This window comes from Leclercia sp. J807, assembly GCF_009734465.1.
Lineage (GTDB): Bacteria > Pseudomonadota > Gammaproteobacteria > Enterobacterales > Enterobacteriaceae > Enterobacter.
In genome coordinates, this window is the sequence record NZ_CP046446.1 from 3,298,951 (window position 1) to 3,315,704 (window position 16,754).

Consider the following 16,754-nt stretch of genomic DNA (forward strand, 5'->3'; position numbering starts at 1 on the left):
TATACTCAATTCTATGCAGAAAAAAGCGCTATGACAGGAGTTGCGATGATTGACCTTTATTACGCCCCTACTCCCAACGGGCATAAGATCACTCTTTTTCTGGAAGAGGCCCAGCTGGACTACCGCATCCTGCCGGTCAATATCAGCAAAGGCGAACAGTTCCGCCCCGAGTTTCTCGCCATTTCCCCCAACAATAAAATTCCGGCGATTGTCGATCACGATCCGGAGGATGGCGGTACTCCGCTGAGCCTGTTTGAGTCCGGCGAAATATTGCTCTATCTGGCTGAAAAAACCGGCAAGCTGCTGAGCGGGGAATTACGTGAACGCCACGTCACGCTGCAGTGGCTCTTCTGGCAGGTTGGCGGCCTGGGGCCGATGATTGGTCAGAACTATCACTTTAACCATGCTGCGCCGCAGCCTATTGCCTATGCCATCGAACGTTTTCAGGTCGAAACGCAGCGGCTTTATAATGTGTTGAATAAACGTCTGGAAAAATCGCCGTGGCTGGGGGGTGAAAACTACAGCATCGCAGATATCGCCTGCTGGCCGTGGGTCAATACCCATGAAAACCATCGCGTCGATCTGGCGTCATGGCCCGCGGTGAACAACTGGTTTGAGCGTATCCGCACCCGCCCGGCAACCGAGCGTGCAATGCAAAAAGTGCAGCAGATATAAACGCTTTCCTCATGTATTATGGTGTCGATAATGACACGGAGGAAGCCTGCAATGTCCCAGCAAGACGCAATTATTCGTATTAAAAATTTACGCCTGCGCACCTTTATTGGAATCAAAGAAGAGGAGCGTGCTAATCGCCAGGATATCGTTATTAACGTGACGATCCACTATCCGGCAGACAAAGCCCGCGCCAGTGAAGACATTAATGATGCGCTGAACTATCGCACCATTACCAAAAGCATCATTCATCTGGTGGAGAATAACCGCTTCTCTTTACTGGAAAAATTAACTCAGGATGTGCTGGATATCGCACGCGAACATCACTGGGTCACCTATGCTGAAGTCGAGATCGATAAACTTCACGCGCTGCGTTACGCCGACTCCGTCTCTATGACGTTAAGCTGGCAACGCTAAGCGCAACCCTGGAGGTGGTATGAAGATCCTGGTAACCGGCGGCACCGGCCTGATTGGCCGGCATTTAATCCCACGTTTGCAGGTATTAGGCCATGAGCTGACTGTGGTCACGCGTAGCCCTGAGAAGGCGCGCCAGCTACTCGGCTCCGGCATCGATATCTGGAAAGGGCTGACGGAGCACCAGGATCTTAACGGCTTTGATGCCGTCATCAATCTTGCAGGCGAGCCCATTGCCGACAAGCGCTGGACAAAAGAGCATAAACAGCGTCTGTGCAACAGTCGCTGGAACATCACCCAGCGGCTGGTTGATATGGTTAAGGCCAGCGACACGCCGCCCTCGGTGTTTATCTCCGGTTCGGCTTCAGGTTATTACGGCGATTTAGGCGAAGTGGTGGTGACCGAAGAGGAGCCGCCGCACAATGAATTTACCCATAAACTGTGCGCCCGCTGGGAGCAGATTGCCTGCGGCGCGCAGAGCGAAAAGACCCGCGTATGCCTGTTGCGCACCGGCGTGGTGCTGGCCCCCAAAGGGGGGATTCTGGGCAAAATGCTGCCGGTATTTAAGCTGGGTCTTGGCGGCCCGGTCGGTAACGGGCGTCAGTACCTGGCGTGGATCCATATCGACGATATGGTCAACGGCATTCTCTGGCTGCTGGATAACGATCTGCGCGGCCCGTTCAATATGGTCTCCCCCTACCCGGTGCGTAACGAGCAGTTTGCCCATGCGCTGGGCCATGCGGTGCATCGCCCTGCTGTAGTTCGCGCGCCCGCCACCGCTATCCGCCTGCTGATGGGGGAATCCTCCGTGCTGGTGCTGGGCGGACAGCGTGCGCTGCCGAAGCGCCTGGAAGCCTCCGGCTTTGCTTTCAGGTGGTACGACTTAGAAGAGGCCCTGGGAGATGTGGTAGGTTAAACTTACTCTGTCAGCCATGTTAATTTGTTACGTCCGCTCTCTGTTCAAGGCGCTTCGATGGCAACAATTACTACTTCCCGGCTGACGCTCTCCCCTTTTGAGCCCGCTGACTGGCCCTTTTTCCATACTCTGCGCGAATCCCCGGAGATCATGCGCTATATGGCCACGATCGCTCCGGAAAAAGAGACCCGACGCCTGTTTGCCGCCCGTCTTACCGCCCCGCACACCTTTGTAATCCGCGCCCATGATGATGCCACCCCGCTCGGGGATATTGGCCTGCAAATCAGCTCCCACTACCCTGAAGAGGCCGATATTGGTTACACCGTGATTGCCGCCGCCCAGGGCCGGGGAATAGCCAGCGAGGCGCTGCGCGCCGTGTGTGAATATGCGTTTATCCGGGTGGGCGTAAAAGCGATTAACGCATATGTGCTGGCGGACAACGGCGGATCGGTGCGGGTGTTAGAGAAAGCGGGTTTCATGCGCACCCAGGTACTGGAGCAGGCATATGAGATTAACGGCGTGCGGTATGACGACTGGGTGTACCGACTGGAGGTAAGTGCGGCCAGAATGCCGGGCGGCACTGCGTTTACCCGGCCTACGGTTTTGTAGGCCCGGTAAGCGTAGCGCCACCGGGCAACAAACTACTTCAACGATCCCTTAAGGAACTGCTGCAGACGCGGGCTCTTCGGGTTGGCCAGCACCTCATCCGGATGCCCCTGCTCTTCGATTACGCCCTGATGCAGGAAAATCACGTGGTTGGAGACGTTACGGGCAAAGCCCATCTCGTGAGTCACCACCACCATGGTTTTCCCCTCTTCAGCCAACTGCTGCATGATACGCAGCACTTCGCCCACCAGCTCGGGATCGAGCGCGGAGGTGGGTTCGTCAAAGAGCAGCACTTCCGGCTCCATCGCCAGCGCACGGGCGATAGAGACACGCTGCTGCTGACCGCCGGAGAGATGCACCGGGTATTTCATCTGCTGGCGTTCGTCGATACCCACTTTCGCCAGGTATTTCTCCGCCCGGGTACGGGCTTCCTGCTTGCTTAAGCCCAGCACCTGCACCGGCGCTTCCATGACGTTCTCCAGCACCGTCATGTGACTCCAGAGGTTAAAGTGCTGGAACACCATCGTCAGACGAGTACGCAACATCCGCAGCTGGTGTTTATCCGCCACCTTCAGCTGACCGTCTTTGTCCTGCACCAGATTAATGTTCTCACCGCTGACCACAATCGAGCCGGCACTCGGCTTTTCAAGAAAGTTAATGCAGCGCAGGAAGGTACTTTTACCCGATCCTGAGGAGCCGATAATACTGATCACATCGCCCGCATTTGCCTGCAGCGACACCCCTTTCAGCACTTCATGTTCGCCGTAGCGTTTGTGCAAATCGATAACGTTTAATTTGTTCTCAGCCATCTTCATTCTCAGTGCGTCGAAGGTTTGACATGCTGCAACCAGCGTTTTTCCGCTTTGCGGAACAGGCTAATCAGGACATAAGAGATGATTAAATAGAGCACTGCCGCGATCCCGAAGGCGGTAAACGGCTGGTAGGTCGCCGAGTTAATATCACGGGCAATCTTCAGCAGATCCGGCACGGTGGCGGTAAAGGCCAGCGCGGTGGAGTGCAGCATTAAAATCACTTCGTTGCTGTAGGCAGGCAGCGCAATACGCAGCGCCGACGGCAGAATAATGCAGCGATAGAGCTTCACGGAGGAGAAGCCATACGCCCGCGCCGCCTCAATTTCACCGTGCGGCACGGAGCGGATCGCGCCGGCAAAGATCTCGGTGGTATAGGCGCAGGTGTTCAGCGTTAAGGCCAGCACGGTACAGTTCAGCCCGCTGCGGAAGAACGCGTTCAGCATCTCGGTGCCTTTGACGATCTCCAGCGTGTACATCCCGGAGTAGAAGACCAGCAGCTGCACATAGAGCGGCGTACCACGGAAGACATAGGTAAACAGCCAGATGGGGAAGCGGATGTAGTTATTGCTGGAGACGCGGCCAATGGCGAGGAATATCGCCAGGATCCCGCCCATCACTACAGAAGAAATCAGCAGCCAGAGGGTGATCGCCACACCGGTAAAGCGGTATCCGTCGGTCCACAGCAGGGATTTCCAGTATTCCTGAATAATTTCGATCACAGGTCAGCCCTCTTCACACCCACGGAATAGCGCCGTTCGAGCAGCAGCAGCACGCCATTGGAGACAGTGGTAAACACCAGATAAATCACCCCGCAGACAATCGCGAAGTAGAACGGTTCCCAGGTGCTTTTGCCTGCCAGCTGCGTCGCTTTCACCACATCTTCCAGCCCCAGTAAGGAGACCAGCGCCGTCGCTTTGAGGATAACCTGCCAGTTGTTGCCAATCCCCGGCAGCGCAAAGCGCATCATGGCCGGAAACATAATGCGGCGAAACGTCTGTGAGGAGGTAAACCCGAAGGCCGTAGCCGCTTCGATATGCCCTTTCGGCACCGCGAGATAGGCCCCGCGGAAGGTTTCGGTAAAATAGGCGCCGTAGATAAAGCCCAGGGTGATGATACCGGCCACCATCGGATCGATATCAATCTGCGCCATACCGATGGCATCCGTAATGCCGTTAAGGGCGATTTGCAGACCGTAGAAGATCAGCAGCATCAGCACCAGGTCAGGCACCCCGCGGATCAGGGTGGTATAGCCCTCAAACAGCAGCGCCATCGCCCGATTCGCAGAGAGCTTCGCGCCCGCGCCTGCAAGGCCTATTAACACGGCCAGCACCACCGAACTGAGGGCCAGTTCAAGGGTGACCAATGCGCCTTGTAAAATTACGCCAGAAAATCCGTACAGCATACCGCCTGCCCTGTCGTGAGTGGTGTAGCCGTGTCTTTTCCCCTCCCGGGATGGGAGGGGCCGCACGTTATTAAGTGGAGGGATTAACCACCGTAGACATCAAAGTCGAAGTATTTCTTCGCCAGTTTTTCGTAAGTGCCGTCGGCGCGCATCTCGGCAAAGGCTTTGTTCAGCGCTTCACGCAGTTCATTATCCTCTTTACGCAGCCCCATACCGGTGCCCACGCCGAAGAGTTTCTCGTCTTTGATGGACGGACCGCCGAACTTGTAATCTTTACCAACCGGCTGTTTCAGGAAGCCTTCGCTGGCTGCCACTTCATCCTGGAAGGCGGCGTCAATACGGCCCGCAGTCAGGTCAGCGTAGATATTCTCCTGGCCCTGGTAAGAGACGATTTCAATCCCTTTTGGTGCCCAGTGCTCGTTGCCGAAGGTCTCCTGAGTGGTGCCCTGCAGCACGCCCACACGTTTACCTTTCAGTGATTCGATGGTCGGCTGAATATCGGAAGATTTTGCTACCACCAGACGTGAGTCCGCTGCATAAAGCTTGTCGGTGAAGGCAATCTCCTGCTGGCGCTTTTCGGTGATAGAGAGGGAAGACATAATGGCGTCGATTTTTTTCGCTTTCAGCGAAGGGATCAGCGCATCCAGTGGGTTTTCAACGAAGGTACACTCTGTTTTGATACGTTTGCACAGCTCTTTAGCCAAATCGATATCAAATCCTACCAGTTCACCCTGCGCATTCTTCGATTCGAAGGGAGCATAAGTCGGGTCAGTACCAATACGAACTTTTTGCGGAATTGCTGCAAATGCCGCGGTAGCGCTGGAAAAGGCCAGAGCCAGAGAAAGTGACAAAACCAGTTTTTTCATATCTATCCTCAACAGACTGTCTTCTTACGGGATTTTAACGTCGACAGGGTGCCTTTAATGTGCCACTAATCGCCGCGGCAAGGCAAAAGATTATGCCCGGCAGGCGCGAAAAAGTGCATCGCGAGTGCTTAACTATTCACTTTATAACCAACGCGGCGCACGATTTGCACCATCCTGGTTCGCAAAGGCCATTGTCGCACCATAACGGGGAGCCATTATGGTGCGCACCCGTCAGTTCCGGTTAATCGCCGTAAACATTGAAGTCGAAGTATTTCTTCGCCAGTTTGTCGTAGGTACCGTCTTTACGCAGTTCATTAAAAGCTTTGTCAAAGGCCGCTTTCAGCTCGGCATCGTCTTTACGCAGACCGATCCCGGTGCCGTCGCCGAAATATTTTTTGTCTTTAACGGACGGGCCAGCAAAGGCAAACTCTTTACCTGCCGGTTGTTTCAGGAAGCCTTCGCTCGCGGCGACTTCATCCTGGAAAGCCGCATCCAGACGCCCTGCCGCCAGATCGGAATAGATCAGATCCTGGTTCTGGTACGCCACCACGTCCACGCCCTTCTCACGCCAGTTGGCGTTCGCATAGCCTTCCTGCGTTGAGCCCTGCAGCACGCCAACATGCTTGCCTTTCAGCGAGTCAATGGTTGGCTGGACTGGGGAGCCTTTCGCCGCAATCAGACGTGAATCCGCCGCGTAGAGCTTCTCAGAGAAGGCGATCTCCTGCTGACGTTTTTCGGTAATCGAGAGCGAGGAGATGATCGCGTCAATCTTCTTGGCTTTCAGAGACGGGATCAGCGCGTCGAAGTCGCTGCCCACCCAGGTGCATTTCACGGACATGCGTTTGCACATCTCATTTCCCAGGTCGATATCAAACCCAACGAAATCCCCCTTCGCATCTTTCGATGAGAACGGAGCATAGGTTGCGTCTGTACCGATACGTACGTTCTGTGGGAGCGCCGCAAAGCTGCTTGCCGCAGCGCTTAATCCCACCAGCAAAGACAGAGCCAGAACCGTCTTCTTCATACATTACCCTCAAGTGTCGTGATTTTCTTATGTAATAGATTGTGTTGTGTGTTGTTGCAGGCAATCTCTTGCAGGTCTTATGCCACATTGCACATAACGCAAAATTACGGCGTTAAATATGTTAATGAAAGGTTGCAGGATTGCCTTAATGGTGAAAGATAGCAGGTCTGCCAAACGAACCGCAGTGCCTGGAAAGGAAAAAAGGGATTAAATGTTGAGGATATGATCGCTGTTGCAGAATTGCCCTGAAACAGGGCATGTTGCGGTGAGCTGCACTCTGGCAGAACAGCTTTACCGTCAGGCGCCCTGCCAGCGGGTAAAGAGATCGTCCGGCAGGTCAATGTCGAACTGATCGAGCACCCGATTCACGGTCTGATTAATCACATCATCCAGGCTTTGCGGACGGTGATAAAACGCCGGCACCGGCGGCATGATCACCGCCCCCAGTTCAGCGGCCTGGGTCATCAGGCGCAGATGGCCCAGATGCAGCGGGGTTTCGCGCACGCACAATACCAGCGGGCGACGCTCTTTTAATATCACATCGGCCGCGCGGGTCACCAGCGTATCGGTATAGCTGTTGACGATGCCGGAGAGAGTTTTGATGGAACAGGGCAGGATCACCATGCCTGCGGTCTTAAACGACCCGGAGGAGATGCTGGCGGCGATATCGCGCGCGTCATGCACCACATCGGCCAGCGCCTGAACGTCACGCAGGGAGTAATCGGTTTCGAGAGAGAGGGTCTGACGCGCAGCCTGGCTCATTACCAGATGGGTTTCAACCTCGGCGACATCGCGTAATACCTGCAACAAACGGACACCGTAAATCGCACCGCTGGCCCCTGAGATCCCTACTATTAATCGTTTCATGATGTTCGCCCTTGCTGTTACAGGGCTGACTGTGCAGGATTTTGGCGGGAGTTGCAAGCGAGGGCAGATGCCCTCGCCTGCGATAGTACTTAACCTTCGTTATGCATCTCTAAACTTTCGAGATCGTTCGCCAGTTGGACGGCTTTCGCGTCGTCGTTGCGCAGCGAATCGAGGTAGTCCAGGTAGCCCTGATCCACATCTTTGGTCACGTAGATACCGTTAAACACCGAGCACTCAAACTGCTGAATATCCGGGTTCTCAGCACGCACCGCGTCGATCAGATCGTTCAGATCCTGGAAAATCAGGCCGTCGGCACCGATGATCTGGCGGATCTCATCCACTTCACGACCGTGGGCAATCAGCTCGTTGGCGGTAGGCATATCGATACCATACACGTTCGGGAAGCGAATCTCCGGTGCCGCAGAGGCCAGATAGACCTTCTTCGCACCCGCTTCACGGGCCATCTCGATAATCTGCTCAGAGGTGGTGCCACGCACGATGGAGTCATCCACCAGTAGCACGTTCTTGTCGCGGAACTCGGCGCGGTTGGCGTTCAGCTTGCGGCGCACCGATTTACGGCGCAGCTGCTGGCCCGGCATGATGAAGGTGCGGCCAACGTAGCGGTTCTTCACGAATCCCTGGCGGTAAGGTTTACCCAGAATACGCGCCATCTCCAGGGCGATATCGCAGGAGGTTTCCGGGATAGGGATGACCACGTCGATATCCAGGTCTTCCCACTCGCGGGCAATCTTCTCGCCGAGCTTGGTTCCCATATTCACACGGGCGCTGTAGACGGAGATCTTGTCGATGAAGGAGTCCGGACGGGCGAAGTAGACGTACTCGAACAGGCACGGATTGCTGACCGGATTCTCTGCGCACTGACGGGTAAACAGCTGGCCTTTCTCGGTGATGTAGACCGCTTCGCCAGGTGCGACGTCACGCAGGAACTCAAAGCCCAGGGTATCCAGCGCCACGCTTTCGGAGGCTACCATATACTCGGTGCGGCCATCGCCAATATCGCGCTTGCCCAGCACCAGCGGGCGGATGCCGTTAGGATCGCGGAAGGCGACCATACCGTGGCCGATAATCATCGCGACGCAGGCATAAGCGCCACGGATCAGACGGTTAGTGGCGGCTACCGCGGCAAAAATGTTGTCAGCTTCCAGCGGATAGTGGCGGAAGTTATCCAGCTCGCTGGCAAAGACGTTGAGCAGGATTTCAGAATCAGAAGTGGTGTTAATGTGACGACGCTTCTCTTCAAACAGCTTCTTACGCAGCTCGTGAGCATTGGTCAGGTTGCCGTTGTGGGCAAGCGTGATGCCATACGGCGAGTTAACGTAGAACGGCTGAGCTTCAGAGGCGCTGGAACTGCCAGCAGTCGGGTAACGAACGTGACCAATACCCATGTTGCCTTGAAGACGCTGCATATGGCGGGCTTCGAACACATCGTTTACCAGGCCGTTGGCCTTACGTAAACGGAAGCAGTTGTGTGCATCAATGGTGATGATACCCGCAGCATCCTGCCCACGGTGCTGAAGCACCGATAATGCGTCATAAATAGACTGGTTTACCGGCATGAAACCGGCGATACCGACAATACCGCACATTCGTCATTTCCTCGTTAAGCCACATCTCAGGGTTTATGCCCTGGGCAAAAAACTCGACGAGCTTTGCAGATAGTCAAAGAACCATCTGATGATGAAGCTGAACTGCGGGATAAGCTGCGATTTCTGCCAGTCTTCACTTTTTGAGAACCCGGTAAAGGTATCAAGGAAGAACAGTATCGCGGCAACAATCAGCGCGCCTCGCAACGCCCCGAAACAGATCCCCAGCACCCTGTCCGTTCCTGACAACCCGGTTTTCTCAACCAGCTGGCCAATCACGTAGTTAACAATGGCGCCGACAATCAGCGTCGCGATAAACAGCACCGCGATGGCAATCCCATTTCGAACCAGTTCATCTTCAAAGCCCGTGAACCAGACAGACAGGTAAGTGTAGTAATGACTGGCAACAAAGAAGGCACAGCCCCAGGTTACCAGCGATAACGCTTCACGAACAAAGCCACGGATCAGGCTAACCAGACAGGAAAAACCTATCACCGCAATGATGGCGTAATCAATCCAGACCATATGTGTCCCACGATCAAACGCCCTGTCATCCAGTTCGGGGCGAATTCTAACAGAAAAAGAAAACGTTTGCGTAGGGATTTCCTTCCCGCGCGTAAATAAAAAAAGCGCTGAAAAAATATTCAGCGCCCCAGGCGGGTTACCTTCTCAGGCAATCTGCTGCGCCTGTTTTTGCCTTATCCCGTAAGTGAGGGAAACCCTCAATTCACGCTGTAGTTCATCACCACGCCGCTCAAACCAGAGAGTTTATTCAGCTCCCCAAGCGATCCCTTCAGCTTGTCTCTCGACGCATCCGGCCCTACGAGAATACGGGTGATTTTACCCTGTACCGGTGTGGAAGGTGAAGTGTAAACGCGATACCCCGCGCCACGGAGTTTAGCCACCACCTCGTTGACCTTATCGGCGTTTTTCAGGGCACCGAGCTGCACAACGTAGGCTTTACCGGTCGGGGCCGGTTTCTCTTCTGCCGCCGGTTTGCCCGGTGGGGTTTCTGTCGCTGCCGCCAGCTGCTGGCTGGTGTTATCGCGCTGCGGCTTCTCAACCGGTTTCGGTTTTTGCACCGGTTTTGGCGCGTACTGCTCTACCGGCGCCGGAACGGGATCCAGCTCGTTGTTGTTTCCGGCTGCCAGACGCGCCGGATCTAACGATGGCGCCGCGGCATCGCCTGCGCGTACCTCTTCAGCTGCGCCTTCTGGTGGCTGTGCAGGCAGAGCCTGTGTTGCCGCCGGAAGCATGTCCGGCTCATCCCGATCGCCCGGTTTCGGCACCAGCGGGATCGCCGCAAACTCATCCTGATAATGTTTTTTCTGTCCATCAAGCAGCCCGGGGAGAATAATCACCCCCAGCGCCACCAGCACAATGGTACCTGCTAAACGGTTCTGAAACTTACTTGCCACCGGTTCTCCCCGCATCCATTACGTCCATGACATGTGCCACCGTGTGGAACGAACCACACACCAGCACGGTATCTTCTGGTCTGGCATCGGCCATCGCCGCCCGCCAGGCCTGCGCCACGCTATCAAAGCGCTGCCCTGCGCCGAGATGCGCCATCAGCTGTTCGGCAGTCGCCCCGCGTGGGCCTTCCAGAGGGGCACAATACCAGCTATCGACCACACTCTCCATGCAGGCCAGCGTGCCGCCAATATCTTTATCATGAAGCATACCGATAACCGCCAGCACACGCCCGGTTTTTGGCAACGATTTGAGACGTCCTGCGAGATACGCCGCGGCATGGGGGTTATGCGCCACATCCAGAATCAGACGCGGTGATTCGCTGACTATCTGGAAACGCCCCGGCAGAATCGCATGCTGAATGCCGTCGCGCATCGCCTGCTCGCTTACTGCCAGGCCGCTGGCGCGCAGTGCGGCCAGCGCCGTGGCGGCATTTGGCTGCGGTACCTGGGGCAGCGGCAGGTTATCCAGCGTGCCCGCCGCATCTTCAAAGCGCCAGCCGCTTTCCGTCACGCTGTAGCGCCAGTCCACGTCACGGCGCTGCAACAGCGCCCCTTTCTCCTGCGCCACGTCAGCAATAGTGTGCGGCATATCGGGTTCGCCGACGATAGCCGGTTTGCCCGGGCGGAAAATACCGGCTTTTTCACGGCCAATGCTCTCGCGATCGGGCCCCAGCCAGTCAGTATGATCCAGCGCGATGCTGGTGATTACCGCCACATCCGGGTCGACAATATTAGTGGCATCCAGACGCCCACCTAACCCGACCTCAAGGATCACCACGTCCAGCTGCGCCTGCTTAAAGAGCCACAGCGCCGACAGGGTGCCATATTCAAAATAGGTCAGCGAAATATCGCCGCGCGCGGCTTCGATCTCTGCAAACGAGGCGGTGTGGGCGGATTCGGCTAATTCTGTATTCTGCACCCGCACGCGCTCGGTATAGCGCACCAGATGGGGCGAGCTGTAGACCCCTACTTTGTAGCCCGCCGCCATCAGCATCGCTTCCAGGGTGCGGCAGGTGGTGCCTTTGCCGTTGGTACCCGCCACGGTGAAGACAAAGGGAGCCGGTTTCAGAACATCAAGGCGCGCCGCGACCTGGCTGACGCGCTCAAGTCCCATGTCGATGGCTTTACTGTGCAGGTTTTCCAGATAAGAAAGCCACGCGGCCAGAGGCGACGTGGCTTGGGGAAGAGTAGTATTTTCCATGTTGCGCGCTTTTCAGTTACGGTTAGAAAGCAAAAGGGCAGCGCCACTGGCCCTGCCCTTTTCAGTTATCAGGCCTCGGGTTCCTGATCCGGTACTACCACGCCTTCGCGCGGCTCATCCGGGCTCGGCGACGGCAGATTCATCAGCTTCGCCAGAATGCTGGCCAGTTTCAGGCGCATCTCCGGACGGCGAACGATCATGTCGATAGCGCCTTTCTCGATAAGGAACTCACTGCGCTGGAAGCCCGGCGGCAGCTTTTCACGTACCGTTTGTTCGATAACGCGCGGGCCGGCAAAGCCGATCAGCGCTTTCGGTTCAGCGATATTCAGATCGCCCAGCATCGCAAAACTTGCCGATACGCCGCCCATGGTTGGGTCGGTCAGCACGGAGATGTACGGCAGACCGCGCTCCTGCATTTTCGCCAGCGCTGCGGAGGTTTTTGCCATCTGCATCAGCGACATCAGCGCTTCCTGCATACGGGCACCACCGGAGGCGGAGAAGCAGATCAGCGGACAGTTGTCTTCCAGCGCCTGCTCAACGGCACGCACGAAGCGCGCGCCCACTACGGAGCCCATTGAGCCGCCCATAAAGGAGAACTCAAACGCCGCCGCGACAACCGGCATCTCGTGCAGGGTGCCTTTCATCACCACCAGGGCATCTTTCTCGCCGGTCTCTTTTTGCGCAGAGGCCAGACGGTCTTTGTATTTCTTGGAGTCACGGAACTTCAGCACATCTTTTGGCTCAAGCTCGCTACCCAGTTCAACCAGAGAACCTTCATCCAGCAGGCTATGCAGGCGGTTACGCGCCGACATACGCATGTGGTGATCGCACTTCGGACAAACTTCGAGATTACGCTCCAGTTCGGCGCGGTACAGGACCTGGCCACAGCTGTCACATTTAGTCCACACCCCTTCAGGAATACTCGCTTTGCGGGTTGGGGTGATATTGCTTTTAATTCGTTCAATCCAGCTCATTGATAACCTTTCTGCCTGAACCAGGTTTGCTGCAAGGGGCGCATAATGCCATTTTTGCCCCCGACAGACCATGAATGTTGCACATTAAAACATAACAGCCCGAAACTTTGGATAAAAAAGTGGTCGAACCGCAGTCGTGCCTTTATTTTGCTTGTTTTGCCGCCGCGCGACGGTGACGAATCACTTCGATGACGCCCGGCAGAATGGAAACCACAATAATCCCTACGATCAGCAACTTAAGGTTTTCCTGGATCATAGGAATGGTCCCGAAGAAATAACCCGCGTAGGTAAAGCTCAGCACCCACAGCAGCGCGCCGGTGACGTTATAAAGCGCGAACTGACGGTACGACATATGACCCATACCCGCAACAAACGGGGCAAAGGTTCTGACGATGGGCACAAAGCGCGCGAGAATGATGGTCTTACCGCCGTGTTTCTCATAAAACGCATGGGTTTTATCGAGATAGCTGCGACGGAAAATCTTCGAGTCCGGGTTACTGAACAACCGCTCGCCGAACAGCCGCCCTATAGTGTAGTTCACCGCATCGCCAAGGATGGCGGCAATCAGCATTAACACCACCATCAGATGAACGTTAAGGTCGTTGGTCTCCAGCGACGCCAGCGCGCCCGCCACGAACAGCAGCGAATCGCCCGGTAAGAAGGGCGTCACCACCAGCCCGGTTTCGCAAAACAGGATCAGGAACAGAATGGCATACACCCAGACGCCATAATCAGCGACCAGCTCTGCCAGGTGAACATCGATATGCAGAATGAAATCGATCAGAAAGCGAATTAAATCCATATTGTCTAAACCTTTATTGCCACGGCTATCAGTCCGCTAAGAACAGCGGGCCCATTGGCGGTTTTGGAAGGTCAAAACGATCCGGGTAATCGACCGAGACCAGATAGAGCCCTTCCGCTTTCGCCGTTGCTGCCGCCAGCGTTCTGTCCTTCGCCGCCAGCAACTCTGCAATCCAGCTCTCCGGCTGGTGTCCGGCGCCTACTTCCATCAGGCTGCCTGTAATATTCCTGACCATATGATGAACAAAGGCATTCGCTTTGATGTCCACCACCACATACGCGCCATGCCGGCTGACGTTAATATGCATCACGTTGCGCCACGGCGTGCGAGACTGGCACTGCACGGCACGGAACGAGGTGAAGTCGTTTTCGCCGATCAATGCCTGCGCCGCGCGATGCATGCGATCGGCATCCAGCGGCTCGTAAAAATGGGTGACGCCCTGGCCCAACACCGCCGGACGAAGACGCTGGTTATAGATGATGTAGCGGTAGCGGCGCGCGGTGGCGCTGAACCGCGCATGAAAATCATCCGGCACATTTTTGACCCAGCGTACCGCGATGTCACCAGGCAAATTCGCATTTACCCCCAGCGTCCAGGCCGCGTCTTTTCGCACTGCGGTGGTTTCAAAATGCACTACCTGCCCCGTACCATGGACACCGGCGTCGGTACGCCCCGCGCACAGGACATTGATGGGCTCATTCGCCACCTGAGAGAGCGCTTTTTCCAGCTTTTCCTGGACGCTGCGCACCTCATTCTGACGCTGCCAGCCATAATATTTACTGCCATCGTATTCAATCCCGAGGGCAATCTTATGAACGGGCTTTTGCTCCACTTCAGACATTAGTACAGATACTCCTGCACCAGTTTTTCAGCGATTTTTACCGCCATCAGCGCGCCGCCGAAACGCACGTTATCGGCGACCGACCAGAACTGGATCTGCTCCGGCATACCGTAATCGTTACGTACACAGCCAATGGAGAGACGCGCGTTGCCCGTTGCGTCGCCCACCTGGGTCGGGAATTCGCTCTCTTCAGACAGCTCAATATCTTCACCGCGGCCAAAGGCGTCGCGCGCCTCTTCCGCTGCCAGCGGACGCATGGCTTCAAAGCTCACCATCTGGGCATGGCCGTAGAACACCGGCGACTGCACACAGTTGGCGGAGATCATTAGCCCGTCATCCTGCAGGATCTTACGCACTTCATCGATGATACGGCGCTCTTCGCGCACGCTGCCTTCACGATCCGGCAGCAAGGGCAGCATATTGAACGCCAGCTGACGGCCAAAGAAATCCTCTTCGTCCACCGGAATACCGTTCAGCAGCTTCGCGCTCTGCCCCGCCAGAGCATCCACCGCTTTTTTACCGCGGGCTGAGACTGACATCAGGCTGGTTACGGCGATACGGGACAAGCCACCTTCGTCGATGAGCGGTTTCAGGGCGCTAAGCAGCTGGCTGGTCAGGCTGTCCGGGACGGCGATGATGTTACGGTTGCGGTAGTCGGCCAGCACGAAGGGGTTCACCTCCGGCACCACCAGCGGTACGTCCGGCTCAAGGGCAAACAGGCCGCTCAAATCAATGACCAGACAGCCCGCGTTGGTGGCCTCTTCAATATATGCTGCGGAGGCGTCGACACCGGCCGCGAAAAAGGCCAGCTGCGCCTGGGTCCAGTCAAACTCAGCCGCATCCTGAACCATGACGGATTTACCCGCAAAACGCAGGTGCTCGCCCGCGCTCTCATTACGCGCCAGGGCATAGATGTCGCCCACCGGGAACTGACGCTCAGCAAGGGTTTCGAGCAGGGCTTCGCCCACGGCGCCCGTTGCGCCCAGTATGGCAATGTTCCAGCCTTCAGACATGGTGGTTTACTCCAGAAATAAAAAAGCGTCCCTGGCGGGGTATCCGCCAAGGAGCATTAAGAAGACATTAACGAACCGGGTGATGAACGGCGTTGAAACCCAGCTTATGCAGCAGCGACGCCGCAGCAGGATCATCACACATCACATACAGAGAGGACCATTCGCGGCGCTCAACGTAATGCTTACGCAGCTTGTCAAATTCACCCGGCATACCCGCTACTTTTCGCAGCAGCGCGTCATCGCGGCGCACATCATACACTAAATGCACCAGCCTTTTCAGCGTTCCCTGATCCAGCGGGCCGTGCAGGGTAATGCGGCCAAAATCCGGGGTTGGCAGCAGGGTATCCAGCGCCACCTGCTGGGATTTACCGATAAACGCGCTGTACGCCTCAAACACTTGGGTGGTGCCGCGGGCTTTACCTTCGAGGGTGTAACCCGCGATATGCGCGGTACCGATATCCACTTTGTCCAGCAGGGCCACGTTGAGATCCGGCTCCGGCTCCCACACGTCCAGCACCACGCTCAGATCCTGACCCGCTTCCAGGCGCTGCAGCAGGGCCGCGTTATCCACCACCGGGCCACGGCAGGCATTAATCAGGATGGTGCCCGGCTTCAGGCGGCTAATCAGAGCGTCGTCTGCCAGATGGCGCGTTTTATACGGCCCGTCTTTAAATAGCGGCGTATGGAAGGTGAGCACGTCACACTCGGCCACCAGCTCATCCAGGCTGCGGAAATCCCCTTCATCGCCACGGTCAGCGCGGGGCGGATCGCACAGCAACGTGCGGATACCTAACGCCTCAAGGCGCTTTTGCAGGCGACCGCCGACGTTACCGACCCCGACAATGCCTACGGTCCGGCTGGTGAGCGTAAACCCATCACGCTCGGCCAGCATCAGCAGAGAAGAGAAAACATACTCCACGACGGCAATAGCGTTACAGCCCGGTGCGGCGGAAAAGCCAATCCCGGCCTGCTTCAGCCACGCGTCATCCACATGATCGGTTCCTGCGGTTGCCGTGCCGACAAATTTGATCCCTTTGCCAGACAGCAGCGCCTCATTCACTTTGGTCACTGAGCGCACCATCAGCGCATCGGCATCATCCAGCTCAGCGAGCGGAATGGGACGTCCAGGAACGGCCTTAACCTCACCCAGGCGGCTGAACAGCTCACGGGCGTAAGGCATATTTTCATCAACGAGGATTTTCACGTCTGAGTACCTGTTTGAGAGGAAGAAAACCTGTCAAGTGTGCCATAATCTGGCCGCCAGG

Annotated in this window: 19 protein-coding genes; 4 read left to right on the forward strand and 15 right to left on the reverse strand. The window is 56.2% G+C overall.

What is annotated here, in order from left to right:
* Positions 1 to 45: 45 nt before the first annotated feature.
* The 4 genes from yfcG to GNG26_RS15735 are packed head-to-tail and all read left to right on the forward strand — an operon-like array spanning position 46 to position 2,611.
* A complete protein-coding gene (yfcG, locus tag GNG26_RS15720; protein ID WP_156239438.1) occupies positions 46 to 675 on the forward strand; it encodes a GSH-dependent disulfide bond oxidoreductase in 630 nt (209 codons plus the stop codon).
* A gap of 51 nt (positions 676 to 726) precedes the next feature.
* Positions 727 to 1,089: a dihydroneopterin triphosphate 2'-epimerase gene (gene folX / locus GNG26_RS15725; RefSeq protein ID WP_103180493.1), complete on the forward strand. Its 363-nt coding sequence runs from the start codon at positions 727 to 729 to the stop codon at positions 1,087 to 1,089.
* Positions 1,090 to 1,108: 19 nt separating this feature from the next.
* On the forward strand, positions 1,109 to 2,002 hold the full coding sequence (locus tag GNG26_RS15730) for a TIGR01777 family oxidoreductase (protein ID WP_103180495.1): 894 nt from the start codon (positions 1,109 to 1,111) through the stop codon (positions 2,000 to 2,002).
* Positions 2,003 to 2,059: 57 nt separating this feature from the next.
* Positions 2,060 to 2,611 (forward strand): GNAT family N-acetyltransferase, encoded by a 552-nt coding sequence (locus GNG26_RS15735; protein ID WP_156239439.1) that lies wholly within the window; start codon positions 2,060 to 2,062, stop codon positions 2,609 to 2,611.
* Positions 2,612 to 2,643: 32 nt separating this feature from the next.
* Here GNG26_RS15735 and hisP read toward each other — a convergent pair whose 3' ends face one another.
* The 15 genes from hisP to pdxB form a co-directional block, all read right to left on the reverse strand.
* Positions 2,644 to 3,417 carry a histidine ABC transporter ATP-binding protein HisP gene (hisP, locus tag GNG26_RS15740; RefSeq protein WP_156239440.1) on the reverse strand — a complete coding sequence of 258 codons (774 nt, stop codon included), beginning with the start codon at positions 3,415 to 3,417 and terminating at the stop codon, positions 2,644 to 2,646.
* An 8-nt stretch (positions 3,418 to 3,425) separates the two neighbouring features.
* Entirely contained in the window at positions 3,426 to 4,139 is a 714-nt protein-coding gene (locus GNG26_RS15745) for an ABC transporter permease (protein ID WP_103825161.1), read from the reverse strand.
* The gene (locus GNG26_RS15750) at positions 4,136 to 4,822 is read right to left on the reverse strand and encodes a histidine ABC transporter permease HisQ (RefSeq protein ID WP_103180501.1); all 687 of its coding nucleotides are present in this window, start codon (positions 4,820 to 4,822) and stop codon (positions 4,136 to 4,138) included. Before GNG26_RS15750 ends, GNG26_RS15745 begins: the two co-directional genes overlap by 4 nt.
* 83 nt (positions 4,823 to 4,905) lie before the next feature.
* A complete protein-coding gene (gene hisJ / locus GNG26_RS15755) occupies positions 4,906 to 5,688 on the reverse strand; it encodes a histidine ABC transporter substrate-binding protein HisJ (protein WP_103825162.1) in 783 nt (260 codons plus the stop codon).
* Between the two features lie 241 nt (positions 5,689 to 5,929).
* Entirely contained in the window at positions 5,930 to 6,712 is a 783-nt protein-coding gene (gene argT / locus GNG26_RS15760; protein ID WP_114386040.1) for a lysine/arginine/ornithine ABC transporter substrate-binding protein ArgT, read from the reverse strand.
* Between the two features lie 297 nt (positions 6,713 to 7,009).
* Positions 7,010 to 7,579 (reverse strand): UbiX family flavin prenyltransferase, encoded by a 570-nt coding sequence (locus GNG26_RS15765; RefSeq protein WP_103825163.1) that lies wholly within the window; start codon positions 7,577 to 7,579, stop codon positions 7,010 to 7,012.
* Between the two features lie 89 nt (positions 7,580 to 7,668).
* Positions 7,669 to 9,186: an amidophosphoribosyltransferase gene (gene purF, locus GNG26_RS15770; RefSeq protein WP_103180507.1), complete on the reverse strand. Its 1,518-nt coding sequence runs from the start codon at positions 9,184 to 9,186 to the stop codon at positions 7,669 to 7,671.
* A gap of 33 nt (positions 9,187 to 9,219) precedes the next feature.
* Complete coding sequence (cvpA, locus tag GNG26_RS15775) at positions 9,220 to 9,708, reverse strand: colicin V production protein (RefSeq protein WP_039030950.1); 489 nt, start codon at positions 9,706 to 9,708, stop codon at positions 9,220 to 9,222.
* Positions 9,709 to 9,905: 197 nt separating this feature from the next.
* Positions 9,906 to 10,601: a cell division protein DedD gene (gene dedD / locus GNG26_RS15780; RefSeq protein WP_156239441.1), complete on the reverse strand. Its 696-nt coding sequence runs from the start codon at positions 10,599 to 10,601 to the stop codon at positions 9,906 to 9,908.
* Entirely contained in the window at positions 10,591 to 11,859 is a 1,269-nt protein-coding gene (gene folC / locus GNG26_RS15785; protein ID WP_156239442.1) for a bifunctional tetrahydrofolate synthase/dihydrofolate synthase, read from the reverse strand. Before folC ends, dedD begins: the two co-directional genes overlap by 11 nt.
* 68 nt (positions 11,860 to 11,927) lie before the next feature.
* The gene (accD, locus tag GNG26_RS15790) at positions 11,928 to 12,833 is read right to left on the reverse strand and encodes an acetyl-CoA carboxylase, carboxyltransferase subunit beta (RefSeq protein WP_103825166.1); all 906 of its coding nucleotides are present in this window, start codon (positions 12,831 to 12,833) and stop codon (positions 11,928 to 11,930) included.
* A 142-nt stretch (positions 12,834 to 12,975) separates the two neighbouring features.
* Positions 12,976 to 13,635, reverse strand: a complete 660-nt coding sequence (locus GNG26_RS15795; protein WP_103825167.1) for a DedA family protein — start codon at positions 13,633 to 13,635, stop codon at positions 12,976 to 12,978.
* A gap of 28 nt (positions 13,636 to 13,663) precedes the next feature.
* Complete coding sequence (gene truA, locus GNG26_RS15800; RefSeq protein WP_103180516.1) at positions 13,664 to 14,476, reverse strand: tRNA pseudouridine(38-40) synthase TruA; 813 nt, start codon at positions 14,474 to 14,476, stop codon at positions 13,664 to 13,666.
* Entirely contained in the window at positions 14,476 to 15,489 is a 1,014-nt protein-coding gene (locus GNG26_RS15805; RefSeq protein WP_156239443.1) for an aspartate-semialdehyde dehydrogenase, read from the reverse strand. Before GNG26_RS15805 ends, truA begins: the two co-directional genes overlap by 1 nt.
* A gap of 67 nt (positions 15,490 to 15,556) precedes the next feature.
* Positions 15,557 to 16,693, reverse strand: a complete 1,137-nt coding sequence (pdxB, locus tag GNG26_RS15810) for a 4-phosphoerythronate dehydrogenase PdxB (RefSeq protein WP_156239444.1) — start codon at positions 16,691 to 16,693, stop codon at positions 15,557 to 15,559.
* Positions 16,694 to 16,754: the final 61 nt, after the last annotated feature.

What these genes read in the sequence shown, in the direction of transcription:
- GNG26_RS15750 (WP_103180501.1), bottom strand. Translation starts at nt 4,822, where the DNA reads ATGCTGTACGGATTTTCTGGCGTAATTTTACAAGGCGCATTGGTCACC.
- hisP (WP_156239440.1), bottom strand. Translation starts at nt 3,417, where the DNA reads ATGGCTGAGAACAAATTAAACGTTATCGATTTGCACAAACGCTACGGC.
- purF (WP_103180507.1), bottom strand. Translation starts at nt 9,186, where the DNA reads ATGTGCGGTATTGTCGGTATCGCCGGTTTCATGCCGGTAAACCAGTCT.
- GNG26_RS15735 (WP_156239439.1), top strand. Translation starts at nt 2,060, where the DNA reads ATGGCAACAATTACTACTTCCCGGCTGACGCTCTCCCCTTTTGAGCCC.
- truA (WP_103180516.1), bottom strand. Translation starts at nt 14,476, where the DNA reads ATGTCTGAAGTGGAGCAAAAGCCCGTTCATAAGATTGCCCTCGGGATT.
- accD (WP_103825166.1), bottom strand. Translation starts at nt 12,833, where the DNA reads ATGAGCTGGATTGAACGAATTAAAAGCAATATCACCCCAACCCGCAAA.
- yfcG (WP_156239438.1), top strand. Translation starts at nt 46, where the DNA reads ATGATTGACCTTTATTACGCCCCTACTCCCAACGGGCATAAGATCACT.
- folC (WP_156239442.1), bottom strand. Translation starts at nt 11,859, where the DNA reads ATGGAAAATACTACTCTTCCCCAAGCCACGTCGCCTCTGGCCGCGTGG.
- GNG26_RS15765 (WP_103825163.1), bottom strand. Translation starts at nt 7,579, where the DNA reads ATGAAACGATTAATAGTAGGGATCTCAGGGGCCAGCGGTGCGATTTAC.
- GNG26_RS15795 (WP_103825167.1), bottom strand. Translation starts at nt 13,635, where the DNA reads ATGGATTTAATTCGCTTTCTGATCGATTTCATTCTGCATATCGATGTT.
- GNG26_RS15805 (WP_156239443.1), bottom strand. Translation starts at nt 15,489, where the DNA reads ATGTCTGAAGGCTGGAACATTGCCATACTGGGCGCAACGGGCGCCGTG.
- hisJ (WP_103825162.1), bottom strand. Translation starts at nt 5,688, where the DNA reads ATGAAAAAACTGGTTTTGTCACTTTCTCTGGCTCTGGCCTTTTCCAGC.
- cvpA (WP_039030950.1), bottom strand. Translation starts at nt 9,708, where the DNA reads ATGGTCTGGATTGATTACGCCATCATTGCGGTGATAGGTTTTTCCTGT.
- GNG26_RS15730 (WP_103180495.1), top strand. Translation starts at nt 1,109, where the DNA reads ATGAAGATCCTGGTAACCGGCGGCACCGGCCTGATTGGCCGGCATTTA.
- folX (WP_103180493.1), top strand. Translation starts at nt 727, where the DNA reads ATGTCCCAGCAAGACGCAATTATTCGTATTAAAAATTTACGCCTGCGC.
- argT (WP_114386040.1), bottom strand. Translation starts at nt 6,712, where the DNA reads ATGAAGAAGACGGTTCTGGCTCTGTCTTTGCTGGTGGGATTAAGCGCT.